This window comes from Sphingobacterium sp. BS-2 (assembly GCF_046161205.1).
Classification (GTDB): Bacteria; Bacteroidota; Bacteroidia; order Sphingobacteriales; family Sphingobacteriaceae; genus Sphingobacterium; species Sphingobacterium mizutaii.
The window spans coordinates 294,794-311,033 of the sequence record NZ_JBIXGO010000010.1 but is presented as its reverse complement, the minus strand read 5'-3'; the positions used below and the strand labels follow the sequence as shown (position 1 = coordinate 311,033).

Sequence of the window (16,240 nt, the reverse complement as noted above, 5' to 3'; positions counted from 1 at the left end):
ATAGGAGCTGCTCCAAGTGATAAATTTGTTTATCATAATGAATTCTATTTAGCCGTGGTATCAAATAGAATATTTAATAAATAACCTAATTATTGAAATTATTATTTCTCTCGTCGTATAATGAATAAAAAAAAACGACTATGGTTATTTCATACTACATTTATTATAAGATTAAATTCCTGGAATATTTACCTAACATTATTCTTGACAGAATTCTAATTCCTTTGCAGGTAAGATATTATAGAAGAGAAAAATATCGACTGCTTATTTGGCTTTTTGGAAATTTCATTCAATTGGTTTATACAGTTCTTACGGAATTACTTGTTATAACCTATGGAAAGCCGAAGAGTTATTTCCCTAAAATAAAACACAATTCCATTACATCCCTTCAGGGCTTTTATAAACTGCCATTTAAAATCAAATACCGGCATTTAAAACTGGAATTGAACATTCTATTCTATGGTCTATTAATCTACTTCTGGGGAAATTAAAAGTTGATTAACATGAATAATTCAATATTTCGAATGGTCAATTACTTGATAAAAAAATCAATACAATTGATCTATGCCTTGCCTTGGTTAATATTTGTTTTGCCCCTTTGTGTAATTAAAGATCTATTCACTAACAAGAAGAATACTCATGATTGATTTATTATATTTTCATGGATTGGGATCCAATAAGGATTCTAGGAAATTTAAACTGATTAAAAATGCCTTTGATTGTACCCACAGTTGTTTTTGTGTAGAATGGGGGACTGATACTGATATTAGTGAACTATTAACTGATTTATGGACACACTACAAGGACAAAAATGAACTTGTCCTTATAGGTGATTCCACAGGAGGAAATTATGCCTACCAATTACGAGAAAAGTTAAAAGCCTCTGGAATGAAAATTAAATTAGTCCTTCTTAATCCCTTGTTGGACTTTTTTAGCAGGATTGCCAATTTTCCTTTTCCGGAGAAATTAGAAAAGAGTTTGGAAATAATAAAGGAGATAGATCATTGTTTTCTTCTTCAGAGTAATCGAGATGAAGTTATTGATCATTCCTGCATAAATAGAGGTTTTGAGGTGGAGCAATTAATCATTGATGATACCCATCGGCTATTGACTTTTGAAAATTATGTTGATTCCATTAAGGAGTATGTGACTAGCGATAGGTTGTAATATTGGAGATTGAGATTTTAGGCAGAATCATTTCTTAAGTATAACTGTGATGCATTAACCGATTTTGAAAATTAATATTCAAATCCGGTTCATCCATTTATCTGCATTTTTACAATGGAATATAAGAATTTGGTCAATGAAAGTTTAATAATATTAAATCAATTGTAAATTGATTATTCAAGACTTGGATGGATCACAAAAAATTGATTTTATTTAAGTTTTTGGTATTTGAAAATGGGAGACAGTATTAACAGAAGGGATTGTTTCAGCCACTTTACCCCGCACTCATCCCTGAAACCCCTACGGGTCGAACCTTGGCCATCCCGATTTCTAATCCCTGCGGTCCACAAAAAAAAGCCCATCTTTCGATGAGCTTTAATTTTGTGGAGCCGGAGGGATTGTTTCAGCCCCACAACCCCGCACTCTTCCCTGAAACCCCTACGGGTCGAACCCACCCATCCCGATTTCTCATCCCTACGGCCCACAAAAAAAGCCCATCTTTCGATGAGCTTTTTTTTGTGGAGCCGGAGGGATTGTTTCAGCCCCACAACCCCGCACTCCTCCCTGAAACCCCTACGGGTCGAACCCGCCCATCACAATTTCTCATCCCTTCGGTCCACAAAAAAAGCCCATCTTTCGATGAGCTTTAATTTTGTGGAGCCTCCAGGATTGTTTCAGCCTCTTTACCCCGCACTCTTCCCTGAAACCCCTACGGGTCGAACCCACCCATCACAATTTCTCATCCCTACGGCCCACAAAAAAAGCCCATCTTTCGATGAGCTTTTTTTGTGGAGATGATGAGGATAAAAGTGAAATTATTAATTCAATATTGTTTTTTCTGGAAGGGTTCAATATTTAGTTAGGTTGGGGAATTTTATAATACATGAATAAATAATAAAGGTGGGGAATAAATAATCTGCTTAATGAAATATTATTTTTATGATGAAATATTATTTTCCAAGTGACGGTAAAGAAATTAAGATATTAGAATTTCTCGAAAGTAAATGATAAATTATCATTTTGAAGGAAGTTGGTATGTATGAAATTCTTTTTATGTAGAGTTTTTTCTTCTGTACCAAAGAAAACTGTTTTGATAAAAATTGCCACCATTTCTTTAGAATGGTGGCATTAAATTCTAACTGTTTTTTTATTTACTTATTAATACTACAAAAATATTAATAATTTGTTTAGAAATTGTTTTATCCATTGTGCATAGGAGCCATTTGATATTTTGGAAATTCTTCTAAATAAGAACATATTTGAATCCCTAGTCTATTTAAGAAGTCACAACTTAAATTTGACCAGGGATTCGATAGCTAGTGATAGTTAAATAATATTTTAATATTAAATTTTAATTCAAGCTAGTAATCTAAATTATATATAAAGAATTGAAAATACAAATTAGAAAACGAATCATTAAAAATGAGTTCTTTTAATTCGAACTAAATCACACAAGCATTTTCTTACTTTTAGGTTAGATAAATTCGATTGTGTATCGTTATCCAGTTAGTAATCCTTTTGAATATACCTAAGGGTAGGTATATTCTTTGTTAGATAGTTCATTTAATTTTGGCCCAATTTACATACCTCAATAAATATTGAATATCAATTGTTAGTGGAGATAATATAAAAATAATCAATGAAATACTTTGATAGAATTGGCTCAAAATTTAACTATTACCTATGCAAATTGAAAGAATATTTTTGGTCCGCAGGCTTTGAAGTGGATAGAGAAAATAGGACAGTAAGATTATTTTTCTATGCATTTATCATCTTAACATTATTTTCTATGGTCATTATGGTAATACTATTAATTTGTCAATAAAGTTTATAGCCCTCATACTTCTTAAATATTTTTATAGTAGTATTGTTCATTTATAAGGCTGATTTTAGAGTTAAAAGATCAGAATTAAAAATATAAGTAATAATTCTGAAAGTCTTTTTATAAAAAAATCGCTTTAAATGAATTTTAATCAAATAATTGATTTAAAATGTGAATTTTATTATATTATTCCTGACAGCAGGATTCCTGCGTAAGCCATCTAAAACTTAACTTTATGAAAGCAATTATTATAACTTTATTCCTGATAATTAATATCTATCCAGCATTTTCACAACATGCAAATGTATTATTTGAAAATGTTAATTTATACGATTATGAGAAGGGCGCTTTATCAGGACCTTTTAACGTTTTAATTGAAGGAAATACCATAAAAAAAATTAGTCGTAGCAAGATTCCTGAAAATGGTAGTAATTCTTTAATTATCCAAGGAAAGGGGAAAACATTAATTCCAGGGCTCATTGATGTTCACGTTCATTTAGTTTTTGGATCTTTAACCATGGGAGAAATGATGACAAATGACCTTTCTGAAGAGTTTGTTATTGAAAAAATTGGCTCTTCTTCGGAAAAAATGCTAATGAGAGGTTTTACAAGTGTCCGTGACGCTGGAGGGCCAATATTTCCTCTTAAGTTAGCCATAGACAATGGAAAATTGATAGGACCTAGGATATGGCCCTCCGGAGCAACAATAAGCCAAACCTCTGGACACGGAGACTTCCGTTCGGCGTCTGAACCTTCTAGACGTTTTACGGGGGTGGTTTCTCGGGCTGAAAGATTTGGAGCTACTTTTATTGCTGACGGTCGTGATGAAATACTTACAGCTGTTAGAGAGAATTTGAGATTTGGTGCAAGCCAGATAAAGCTAATGGCAGGTGGCGGCACTTCCTCGGCATATGACCCTATTGATGTAACTCAATACACCTTTGATGAAATGAAAGCGGCTGTAGAAGCTGCTGAAGATTGGGGAACTTATGTGACGGTTCATGCGTATACCCCGAAGGCTGTACAGCGAGCAATTAATGCGGGTGTGAAATGCGTTGAACATGGGCAAATGTTAGATGAAGAAACACTTAAAATTCTTGCCGATAAAAAAATTTGGTTAAGCCTTCAAAATTTGGTGGGTGATACCGATGACATGAGTGAGGAAAGAAAAGCCAAAAGGAAACCTGTGCTGGAGGGACAGGCCAAAGTTTGGCCCATGGCAAAGAAATTAGGTGTAAAATTGGCATGGGGAACTGATTTCTTGTTTGAACCGGAATTAAACGCTCAACAAAATCATTATATTTTAAGATTGCAGCAATGGTTTGAAAATTCAGAAATAATAAAAATGATCACAAAAGATAATGCCGAGTTATTGCAAATGTCTGGTTTGAGAAGTCCTTATTTAGGTAAATTAGGTGTAGTTGAGGAAAATGCTTTGGCAGATTTAATATTGGTTGACGGAGATCCTTTCAAGGACTTGTCGCTGCTGACTCAACCAAAAATGAAGTTTATTGTTATCATGAAGGATGGGAAAATATTCAAAGACATAAGTCATAGTGAAAAATGATTATTCATTAATTTAGGAACAATTAAATAATCATTTTTAAATTTAATTATTTGCTTTGGATTCGGTGACATAAAGGAAAACCCAAATGATTCAGTTATTTAATTATGGAATTAATGATCTCAAAATAAGGAATAGATAAGTATATATTAAACAGCAAAAAATCCCTCGTATTAGACGAGGGATATGTGTTAACCCTAAACTACTAATTAATAAAGTAATTTTACAAATCAATATTTTGGATAGCTAAAAATAAGCAGAAAATCAATTCAATCCAAAGGATTTTTATCTTTCCTAAAAATTATCAATATATTTCTCTATAAAGTTTCTTTTAGAGATGTCAAATTTAATTCATAATAATATATGTGTGTAATTTAATTTTTAAATTACTTTTACTTTTTAATATTAACCGGTCTCCGATTTAAAAAAAAAGATTTAAAAATACTTTATTAATGTAGAAAAAATGGTCATTATCTTTTTCTCCTAAAATAATAGGTTGGATTCATATCATAGGTTTTTTTTATATAGTGAGCAAACTTAAAATAGCTTGAAAAACCTGCCAATTTTGCCAATGAGGTCAGATTTAATTTTGAATTTGGTTCAAATTCACCTATCATATTCTCAATAAAACTAAGTCTAAGGTCGTTTATGTAATTTGGGAAGCTTTTGTTTAAATTTTTATTGATAACATAAGAGATATATTTTCTATTAAAACCTAAGGCTTTTGCTAAATGTGCTAATTTAATATCTCTTTGTATAAATCCATTCGTTTGTTCCCAATCCTTTAGTAATTCTAAAATTCTATTCTCAATATCAGGGCTTAAATAATCATTTTGTTTATTTTGAAGGTCCAAATTATTTTCCATGTATATTATTTTTAAGGTCAAATATAAAGGTTAACAAATTATATTAAAACAATTAATTCAACATCAGTCCCTTTATTAAATATATATTGAGGTTAATGAACTTAATTATCAAATACAAAAAGATATAATTATTGGCAATTGATATAGACAATATTAAAAAATAATAATGAAACTACTAAATGCACTTTTTACTCTAAATGTTTGTTATACCTTAAAAGAAGATGAATTGAAATAAAAGTATGATGTATTTTATAGTATTTTAAATATGATTTATTTTACCATATTATCCATTTTTACAATAAAAGGGTAACGAACGACGAATATGATTATACAAATAAAATTTTAATGAGCTATGTTTTTTTGAAATTTATACCAATTTATACCATTAAAACTTGACCAACTTAGTTGAAAATTCCATGTAAAATAAGGTAAATTCATTATCATGACTATTTTATTGAGTAATATCTTTTATATTTATTAATGCATTTACATCAAACTTCGGATTGTTTTCTAAATGAAATGTTTGATTATAATCGTCATTGTAATCATGAATTGATTAAATTATTCTTGCTTTATCAAGATCAGGTTTCAGAACAATCAATAAAACTTTTAAGTCACATATTGAATGCACATCGAATCTGGAATAACAGAATAATGCAAAATAATGAACATTGGGAAATCTGGCAAATACACTCTGTACCTATGATGGGTGATTTAGATGAATCTAATCATTCGATATCAAAAGATATGCTGCTAAAGGATAATTCTTTAAAGATGATTGATTTCCAAATGAAGGACAATAATGATTATAGTTGCATGATTAAGGATATCATGTTTCACATTATTAACCATTCAAACTACCACAGGGCTCAAATTGCTACTGAACTTCGTAAACAGGAAATTGAACCAATACAGACCGATTATATAAAATATAAATTGTTGATTTGAAATTTCCTTTAATTGATTGATGGCAGTGTTCTTAATATTTAAAAATCTGGAAATAATTTATTAAACTCAGCATTGGATCTTCTTTTATGAAAATGAATTTGAATCGAAAGGTATGTAAATTATCATGAATAGTTTTTCTAAAATCGATTTTTCATTGTTAATAATTTTCGTTCCTACTAATACTTAATTCGGATTGTGAGGATTGTTTCATTCAATGACCTAATACATAAAAAAAACCTGACAGATCGAGGAATTGTCAGGCTAAGGCGTAATATTTAGAGTATGTCGTTCTAAAGGAGCCTAAATATAATAAATATAAAAGACCAATGAAATTAAATTATAAAAAATAACCCAATGGACTACTCCATTGGGTCCTACCAAATGTAAATTATGCAACTAGCTATTTATACAAATATAAATAAAATTACAGAGGTATTGTTAACATTTCCATTATTGAGAACAGAGCTTGTGAACAAAAAAGTATAGTTATAATTTGTGAAATAATGATTAATATTTCATTGGATCTTTTGTCCTAACTTCTCTTTAATATATGTATCGTAAGAATTCAATATATTTAAAACTTTATAAATTAGAAAAGAATGAGTTTTTGAAAAGTCATTTTTATTAAAAAATTGGTAAGACTTAATGTGTTTAATGATGGAAAAATCAGAGTTATCGGCAGAAAAGGAAAAGATTTTCGAAATTATTTTGATTGATGATGATAGTATATTTTGCTTCCTTGTTTCAAAAATGATTCAATCATTTACCAACATGAAGATTGACCTGAAAATTTTTTCAGATGGAATTATTGCTCTTAACCATCTAAATGCGCTCCATATCAAGGGAGTCGCGTTTCCAAATGTTTTATTAGTGGATATTAATATGCCACTAATGAATGGCTGGCAGTTTTTGGAAGAGCTTGAAAGCATGAAAATCTTTGTTGGAATCGATGTACCAAGGGTCCTTATCGTAAGTTCTTCTGTAAGCCAGGAAGACCTAGCTCGTGCAAATAAAATTCCTTACATAGAGAGGTACTTGACAAAACCCTTTACCGCAGAGCAACTTTTTCAAGCATTAAATGTGTCCAATTGAATGGCACAGAATAATTAAAAGTTTATAAGATTTGGTTTAAATAGTGGTTAAGATAAGATATTTTCAACACACTTCTCTTTTGGTTTCTATAATTAATTAATTCATTTTAAAATAATGTTTGTGATTTGTTGTAATTAATCATATGATCATTTTGACTTTTCTTCAATTAGCCACTTTGTTAATTCTCTGTATAAAATTGAGATACCATCGGAACCCTGAGGTACTGCTGAATGAATTGATTATTAGATTTGATATTGAATACAATCTGAAATTTTAATCTCGTTCTGGTTAATATTCCTTAAAAGAAATACTTTCTGGAAGGATTTTGAACTAAAACTTTAACCCTTATTTATTTCTATGGAAAGGACCAAACTTTCGTTAGAATAGCCCGAATTTGGCATTAAATCTGAAAATTTATATATTTTTGCTTTTCCGTGGAAATTCCAAAAATTATGAAAGATGAAAATTATAGTCTAGAAAATTATAAATTAAGGGAGAGGATCCTTGAGCTAGAATCAATTATTTCCTGCTTTGATGATATAGTTTTTGTGGTCTCTAGTGACGGTACAATTTTGGATTCTTGGACTCTTCAACCACAGGAACTTTTTTTTGACCGTGATAGAATTTTGAACATTCCGATTGAAGACCTTTTTCCGGAAGAATTTGCCTCAACTATGGTGGATATACTTGAAAAGACCATCAGGACGAAGAAGAGTCACCAAATAATTTATCAATCGCCTGTAGAGGCTTTTAAGGGAAGTTGGTTCAGATTGAAGACTAGATTTATGGAGAACTTTCCTGGAAAAGTGATGGTTGTTATTTCTAATATTACCAAAGAGATCGAACTTCAATACGAGGTTGAAATGGAAGAAGAGAAGTTCAATCAAGCTTTTATGCATTCTTCCATTGGAATGCTCTTGTTGGACGGAAGAATGAGAATTGTCGAACAGAACCGAGCTCTTTTGGAAATGTTAGGGATGGAGGATGAAAAGACTTTCCGGCACAAGGGATTTTCTGATTACATCCATCAAGACCATATTAAGGAATTAATGGTCGCAGTTACGGATTTAAGGTTGGGAATTGTTCATAAAGCTGTTGTTGAAACTAGGGTTTGTACTAAAAATGGAAAATACTTATGGTGCTTAATTTCTTTTTCTTCTGTAAAAGATCAAGACGGACAGGTAACTTATTTTATTTGTCAAATCCAGGATCTTTCTGATTTCAAGGAAATTGAGAAGAAATTAAAATTCCAGAATTCGGCCCTTGAAAAAATAAATTTTGAATTGGAAATAAAGATTAAACAGCTTGAAACGATAAACCAAGTGCTTGCACATGATTTAAGGTCGCCTCTTGCAAATATTGAAATGATTACCGAACAATTAAAAACTGGCACTAAGTCTAGGCAGGATCGGAAGTACCTAGACATGATTTTATTGAGTGGTAACAAATTCAAAAATCATTTAGGTAGGATGATTGATTTTTTGGAAAGTTTGGATTCCTTGGATCATAAGTTTAAATGGAATGAAGTTAATTCTATTTTTAAGGACTCTGTAAATGAATTGGAAAAGCAAATAAAATGTAGTGGTTTCAATATTATTAAACAATCACAACGCACAATGTTTTTTTTCCCAATGAAATATTTGAAAACTCTTTTTAAATATGTCATTTTGTGCAGCATAAAGGAAACGGGTAGTGAGAATAGGGCATCGCTATTGTTTAACGAATCTGAAAAAACACTGAAACTCCATATCAAATCCAATAACCAATCTGAAATGGATCCATATAATTATAATGTTGCGGCAGAAAAATTAAAAGAAGTAATGACCGTGGATTTTTTCATAGCTAAGCACCAAGTATTATCCGTAGGTGGGTCAATTAAATTTTTACAACCCGATTCACAGAACTATATTCTAGTCATCAAAATGCCTGATAATTACGTGGCTTAATGTTTAAAGAAGAGTTTGTTGGCTTACTATTTTGATGGATATTTTCCATAAAATAACTCTAAAAATATGAGGGTGTTACATTTTTACCAAGGGTAATTTTCAATTTTTTTGTATATCAAAGTATAAAGATACCATTTGAATTTTCTTACTAGCGAGCTAAGGTGTGTGTTGGTTAAATTTCACCATTGCCCCATATTTTTTGCTTTTTTTGCAAAAATATTGATAATCAGTTCGCAATTATTTATTTTGCAAAGAAATCACCATTAATAAAACTATTAATTAGTTATGAAAAATTACAATAAGGGTCAAAATCTTTCTAAGGTTTACTCCCCTCCAAACCAAGATTATTTGGATATTTTACAGATTCAAGCATTGAAAATAGGGGAGTTAGCAGGATCCTTAGAAGGGGAAAAATTAATAATTGAAGGTTTAGGAAAGTGGCCAGAATTAATTAGATTTGAAGTTCATAGGTTTCAAGAGTCCATGCAGCGAAATGGAGAGAGTATTCCACTTCTGTGAAATAACTTATGTTTTATGAATTATAGTGAATATTTAACATAGTTTAAAAAAGAATATTTATCTTCGGATTTTTAAAACGTAGGTATTACATTTATTGGAATGAAAAGATTTTTATATAGGAATTGTAAAGCAACTCTTTTGTTCATAGGAACTTTTCTCATCGTATTCGGTCTTCTCATGCATTTTATTAAATAATCTGCTGACGGAATTTAAAACGATTATGGCTCCATTCATATTTTTGGACAAGATATTTTCGTAATAATAGTGGTATGGGTCATTATTCGACTCGTTATCAAATATAAACTTCAAACTTTCAAAGAATATATATTCTAAAATATATAGTGATTTTTTGAAGATCCTAAGTAGACCATCTCAATTATAAAAATTTATCTAATTACTTAGCTAATAGTTCCCAATGAAGGTGCTTCACTTCCATTAGCAAAAATATTGTCACGTGTTTATTCCATATGAAAATAACTATTGGCCCCTGAAGGTTGGTAAAAAACTAGATTTAATTACATGATTGATGTGGAGCTAAGATGGAAAAAATTCAAGAAAATAAATGATCATGGATGGTAATAATAGTAATAGGAACTTTCAGTGTTTATATTGGGTATTTTTGTAATGTTTTGATTAATTCTTGATATTTCAGGTGAATCTAAAAAGGCTAACTTCTTTTGTTTTTCAATTGAAATAATTGGTTATTAATGCACATATATTTTAAGGTTAAAGAAAAACAACAATAAAGGTCCAATAACTGGATTGATATTGGACCTAAACTGAAATAATCAGAAAGCTTTGAAGATTTAAATATAGAAAAAATACAACATAATATCTTAGTAAAAAGTCCTATCTATTTTAATTATATTCCCGTTAGTTGATAAGATTAAACAAAAACTGGACAACTTAAGTAGGTAATATATGCAAAACTTAAAATAATCTTTGATTTCAATCCTCTACTTTCATCTTGTCAAAGTTTCAGATTATTGATAAACTGAATGGAATTTGCCGCATAGTTCTTCATTTAAACCTAATGTGTATTGTTTTAATAAAATTATGCCATAAGGCTTTAGGATTAATTAGTCTTATATCTATTCATCTATTCTAACTCCCAAAATTCTATAGTTTTAACGGATTACGGCTCTCGTTAGATTTTAATAAATCGTAAAAAATATTTGAATTTTGCTGAAATAATACTTTATATTTGCAACTGTTTATAATTGGTCTAAATAAAAACAATTGTTTCATTTATTAGGTAATTTGAATGTAAAATAAGATTGATACAATTCCTATTTAAACAAAAGAGCGCCATACGTAAGACGGTAATCTTCGTATGACGCCTTCTTAAACCAGCGGTAACTAGTTTAAGAATCCATACTCATTCGTATGGGACCTTCAACATGCAATTATGGAAGGACATGCAATATAGGAAAATTCAAACAAATCTATAGCTGTTTGATAATTTGTCGTATGCTGTCCTTTCATATTCTTCAGATCGATTATTGATAATCTCAATGAAGAATAGAGAACAGATAATTAACAATTAAACGTAAAAGAATGCCAAAGCATTTTTTTTAAAAATTACAGAACGACAAATTCTTATAAAACATGAAAACCATAAAATTATTAATTATTTTTTTTGCCATTTTCGGATTTAAAATGGTTAGTGCCCACTCCCTGTGGATTGAAACAACACCTTTTGGCGAGAAGAATAAAACCCAAAATGTTAGAGTTTATTTCGGTGAATTCATTCATAATTTTATTGACCCAATCGAGAATTGGCATTCAGATGTTCACGAATTTAAATTATATCCAATTTCACCAAGCCAGCAAACAACAGCAATCCAAGCAACTGAACATCCAGATTATTTTAGCGCAACTATTTCTCCAACGGAAGAAGCTGTTTATATCCTAAAGGTTGGACATCCAGCAAAAGAGGTCTTTGGAACATCAGCTTCTGAATCTACTGTAAATTTAATAATTCAAGAAAGGAGAAAGTCAGCAACTCTTACCGAGCTATCGTCGACTTTAGATATTGAACCAAAGTATCACTATGTAAAGGATGTTTTCCAAGACATTAAACCCAAAGATGGACCATTTTTAGAGGCTAAAGTAGATGTGGTATTTCCGAGTGGATGGATTAAAAAGTTCAAAGAAAATGGCAAAGGAAAGATCTGCTTTAAATCTCTAAAAGCCGGAAAGTACGAGGTTGCCGAAACGGAGAATACAAAGAAAAACAGGTGTAGCAAATCCATCGATAAGCATTGGAGCACAAACACTTCATTAATTCTTGTTAACTAACACAAACAGCACGAATCTCTAAAAACTTAACAAATGAATTTATTTGGTTTAACGTCGCTGTTAATCACTGATATTAATCTTAATATACAAATGCTTAATCGATTTCGCAGAGAGCTTATCTTACTCTTATTTTTGCTCTTAAGCAATATGGTCCACTCACAGAGTAACTTCAGCCTAACCGGGACCGTTAGGGATAATCATAATCGAACCATTGAAGGTGTTACTATTCGATTAGCGGGGCATACGGTCCTAACCGATAGTTACGGCAATTTTAAAATTGAAAAAATCAAAAATAGCTCTTTTGAGATTATAGCTAAGGCGATTGGGTATGATATCTTTAAGAGGAAGATTGAGATTAAAGAGGGAAATAATCATCTTGATATTTTACTTTTTGAAAAAACCCAAAAAATTGAAGAAGTACCAGTGACTGGTTTAACCAAGCCTCAGATTACCAATCGCATGGCCTTTAACGTGACATCCATTGATGCTAAAAAGTATTATAACAGTACAATAAATATTTCTGATGCTTTAGATCAAGTGCCTGGTGTACGTGTCCGAGAACAAGGAGGACTAGGGTCAAATCTGAATTTAGCAATAAATGGATTTTCAGGAAATCATATTCGCTTCTTTATTGATGGCGTGCCAATGGATAACATGGGATCCACCTTTCAAATGAACACCATTCCAATCAATTTAGCGGAGAATATTGAAGTCTTTAAAGGTGTAGTTCCAATTTGGTTAGGATCAGATGCACTTGGAGGTGCTATAAACATAGTAACTAATAAATCTAACAGGAATTATATTGATGCTTCTTATTCATATGGATCATTCAATACCCATAGGACTACAATCAATACAGCAGTAACGAATAAGAGTGGGTTAACCTTTGAATTAAATGCCTTTCAGAATTATTCTGACAACAATTACAAAGTATTCATTGAAAAGCATAATAACAGGAGAGACAACTACGCAAATGATACTGAGGTAGAGCGATTTCATGATCAATTTCATAACGAATCTATTATTGCAAATTTTGGTTTGGTTAACAAATCATTTGCAGATCGGTTGGTATTTGGGATTACCCTTGGTCATAACTATAAAGATATACAAACTGGCGCCAGGATGGAGTCGGTATTTGGAGCCTGGCATCGAAAAGGAAATATTGTAATGCCGAGTTTGAGATATAGCAAGAATAACCTTATCAAGGGATTAGATGTTATGTTGAATGCGAATATAAACCTGGGAACGGAACAAACTATAGACACAGTTGCAAAGCGATTTGATTGGTTTGGGGACACACATGCAAACCTTCCATCCACATCAGGAGAGCGTTCAAGGACCATGTATAAATACAAGAATAGGGATGGTATTATCACGGCAAACGCAAATTATAATTTAGGTGATAAGCATGTTTTTACGATCAATAATGTATTCAACACATTCAATAGAAGTGGTTCCGATGAATTAAATCCTCAAAACAATGAATATGAATATGCCAAGCTATCACAAAAGAATGTATTAGGTTTTGGCTATCAAATAAATGAAGAGGGACGTTGGAGTGCCAATATTTTTGGAAAATTTTTATCTCAAAATAATAAGAATGGTAATTCAAGTTCTGTCAATTCAAGTCTGTTCGGTTACGGAACTGCGTTATCCTATTTCTTAGATACCAACTTACAATTGAAGGCAAGTTATGAGTTGACCAACAGAATGGCGACGCCATATGAATTGTTTGGGGACGTGGAAAACCAAGACGCGAATACAAATCTAAAACCTGAGAGCAGCAATAATATCAACTTTGGTATTATGTATCAATTTGATATAGATAGGGACGATCATTTTGGGATCACTGCCGGGGTGTTATATAGAAATTCCAAGAATTTTATTTACCAGAGATTAAATCAGAATCAGAGTAAGTACATGGCTGATAACCGTGAAGGAGTACGAACATTAGGTGCAGATTTTGAGTTGCAATATTTCCATAAAAAATGGTTGTCAGCATCTACAAGCTGGACCTATCAATATTTGCAGAATATGCAGAAATATGAGAATGGGTATACTGAGGTGAGCCCAGTTTATAAAGATCAAATGCCTAATATACCTTACTTATTTGGGAACCTAGATCTAAACGTTCATTTGCCAGTTTTTTCTGGTTCTGGAGATATGCTTAAAACCGGATACAACCTACAATATATTCATGATTTTTATCTGTATTGGCCTAGTCGAGGAGAGACCAAAAATACGATTCCTCAACAGTTGAGTCATGATTTTAATATTGTTTACAGCTTTAAAAAAGGCCGATATAATATAGGGCTTGAAGCAAGAAATATTACGAACGAGCGATTATATGACAATTTTAGTATGCAAAAACCAGGACGAGCATTCTATCTGAATCTACGATACTTTATCAATAAAAAATAACAATCTAATTAAAAAATAATTCCACATGAAAATTAAAAATTTATTATTCACGGCCTTTACACTAAGTACCATTGTTGCTTGTACAAAGGATAAAACAGAACCTGCGGCGAAAGGTAATTTTATTGTTGCTGTGACACCTGTTGCAGAAACTGGTGTTGCAGATTATCTACTTACAACAAGTAGTTTAGATACCGGCAAGGTATCCACTGCAGGCAGAGGAGTTGAGCAAGACGGAACCTATAGATACTATGTTACGCATAACAACAAGTTTTTTAGTATGCTTTATGGACAAGGGAATCCTGGAGCTGTTACGGTTTACAATATCCTGGATGGTAATCTGACCAAGCTAGCAAACTCGGTCACGGAAACAGTACAAGCATTTGCTCCAGTAAATGATGATATCTTGATGATGAAGATTTCAAGAAGTATTACTAATCCAGTAACGAACTGGTATCAGTTTAATACAAACACGCTCAGCATTTCCAGCCAAGGGAATATCAATACAGCGGAGTTAAATAACAATGGTGAACTTGCTTTCTTCAGTTGGATTAAGCAAGTAGGTTCAAAGGTCTACGCTCCTTATTTTTCTGTAAAGGGATGTTGTTCAGCGACCTTTGGAACTGATTATCCTAATCAGGCTTGGGTAGCAGTTTATTCCTATCCAAGCATGAAGCTTGAGAAGATTATTAAAGATGATAGAACAAGCTTTATTGGAAGGTATTTTACGGATGGTTTGGAACTTGTAGAAAATGGAGATATATATGCGTTCTCTGCATCTGTAGCAACATCTATGGGAACAAATGCTACGATGAACAGTACAAAACCTTCGGCAGTAACGAGAATTAATTCAGGAAGTACAGAATTTGACAAATCATTTTATATCAATTTCGAAGAGCTATCCGGCGGATTAAATATTACTAACTGGTTATATGTTGGGAATAACAAGTTCATTACTTTTTCAAATACTAAAGATGCTAAAGGTGCATACAATATAGGAAATATTATTGGTGTTCTTGATGTATCTGCAAAAACTTGGAAAGCAGTTACCGGATTACCAAAGACTACAGATGTTAAGGGAATTACAGGTAATAATTATTCAGATAGAGCTGGCCGATTTGGCTATGTCGGTGTGAACTTAACTTCTGGAATAGGTTATGTATATAAAGTGGATGTAAATTCAGCAACAGCAACACAAGGTCTAAAAATTGAGGGTGGTACATTAACCGCAATAGAACATTTAAATTAAGCTAATTATCAATCATTTATTGCCTATCTGTAAGGACTAAAATTTATAGATGGGCAATATTATTCTCTATCAATTATGTATAGCATTATTTTAGGAATGATCTTAGTTGCCGCTTTTATTTGGTTTAATACGAGTAAAAAGGTAAAGTTTCCTAAGCGTACAGCATGGCTCGAAAAAATAGTATCCAATAGGAGGAGAGCTCAAATTATATGCACAATACTAACGATTTTTAGTCTACTATTCATTGTTTGTCTACAAGGCATTGGGGCGGGTATTTTTGCCTGGATAATTTATTGTATGGGACTACTCAGTTTAGTAGTCTTGCTTTTTCCTTATCAATACATTAAG

10 protein-coding genes are annotated in these 16,240 nt (G+C 31.7%); 9 read left to right on the top strand and 1 reads right to left on the bottom strand.

The genetic code is table 11. The features are described from left to right. The first annotated feature begins 639 nt into the window (after nucleotides 1–639). Together ACK2WI_RS04380 and ACK2WI_RS04375 are read left to right on the top strand one after the other, a co-directional pair. Nucleotides 640–1,167, top strand: a complete 528-nt coding sequence (locus ACK2WI_RS04380) for a YqiA/YcfP family alpha/beta fold hydrolase (protein ID WP_409149910.1) — start codon at nucleotides 640–642, stop codon at nucleotides 1,165–1,167. A gap of 2,057 nt (nucleotides 1,168–3,224) precedes the next feature. Continuing rightward, nucleotides 3,225–4,556, top strand: a complete 1,332-nt coding sequence (locus tag ACK2WI_RS04375; RefSeq protein ID WP_185216999.1) for an amidohydrolase family protein — start codon at nucleotides 3,225–3,227, stop codon at nucleotides 4,554–4,556. 467 nt (nucleotides 4,557–5,023) lie between these two features. On the opposite strand, the gene ACK2WI_RS04370 is transcribed toward ACK2WI_RS04375, so the two are convergent. Next, the gene (locus ACK2WI_RS04370; RefSeq protein WP_093095640.1) at nucleotides 5,024–5,419 is read right to left on the bottom strand and encodes an AraC family transcriptional regulator; all 396 of its coding nucleotides are present in this window, start codon (nucleotides 5,417–5,419) and stop codon (nucleotides 5,024–5,026) included. A gap of 519 nt (nucleotides 5,420–5,938) precedes the next feature. On the opposite strand from ACK2WI_RS04370, the gene ACK2WI_RS04365 reads away from it, so the two are divergent. The 7 genes from ACK2WI_RS04365 (at nucleotide 5,939) to ACK2WI_RS04335 (ending at nucleotide 15,892) form a co-directional block, all read left to right on the top strand. After that, nucleotides 5,939–6,367: a DinB family protein gene (locus ACK2WI_RS04365; protein WP_175486276.1), complete on the top strand. Its 429-nt coding sequence runs from the start codon at nucleotides 5,939–5,941 to the stop codon at nucleotides 6,365–6,367. A gap of 654 nt (nucleotides 6,368–7,021) precedes the next feature. Beyond that, nucleotides 7,022–7,459 (top strand): response regulator, encoded by a 438-nt coding sequence (locus ACK2WI_RS04360; RefSeq protein ID WP_313258379.1) that lies wholly within the window; start codon nucleotides 7,022–7,024, stop codon nucleotides 7,457–7,459. A gap of 452 nt (nucleotides 7,460–7,911) precedes the next feature. Then, on the top strand, nucleotides 7,912–9,405 hold the full coding sequence (locus tag ACK2WI_RS04355) for a PAS domain S-box protein (protein WP_093095645.1): 1,494 nt from the start codon (nucleotides 7,912–7,914) through the stop codon (nucleotides 9,403–9,405). Between the two features lie 285 nt (nucleotides 9,406–9,690). Further along, the gene (locus ACK2WI_RS04350) at nucleotides 9,691–9,924 is read left to right on the top strand and encodes a hypothetical protein (protein WP_093095646.1); all 234 of its coding nucleotides are present in this window, start codon (nucleotides 9,691–9,693) and stop codon (nucleotides 9,922–9,924) included. A 1,608-nt stretch (nucleotides 9,925–11,532) separates the two neighbouring features. Beyond that, a complete protein-coding gene (locus ACK2WI_RS04345; RefSeq protein ID WP_409149909.1) occupies nucleotides 11,533–12,225 on the top strand; it encodes a hypothetical protein in 693 nt (230 codons plus the stop codon). Nucleotides 12,226–12,315: 90 nt separating this feature from the next. Further along, nucleotides 12,316–14,646: a TonB-dependent receptor gene (locus ACK2WI_RS04340; protein ID WP_409149908.1), complete on the top strand. Its 2,331-nt coding sequence runs from the start codon at nucleotides 12,316–12,318 to the stop codon at nucleotides 14,644–14,646. Nucleotides 14,647–14,671: 25 nt separating this feature from the next. Then, entirely contained in the window at nucleotides 14,672–15,892 is a 1,221-nt protein-coding gene (locus ACK2WI_RS04335) for a DUF4374 domain-containing protein (protein ID WP_313258374.1), read from the top strand. Nucleotides 15,893–16,240: the final 348 nt, after the last annotated feature.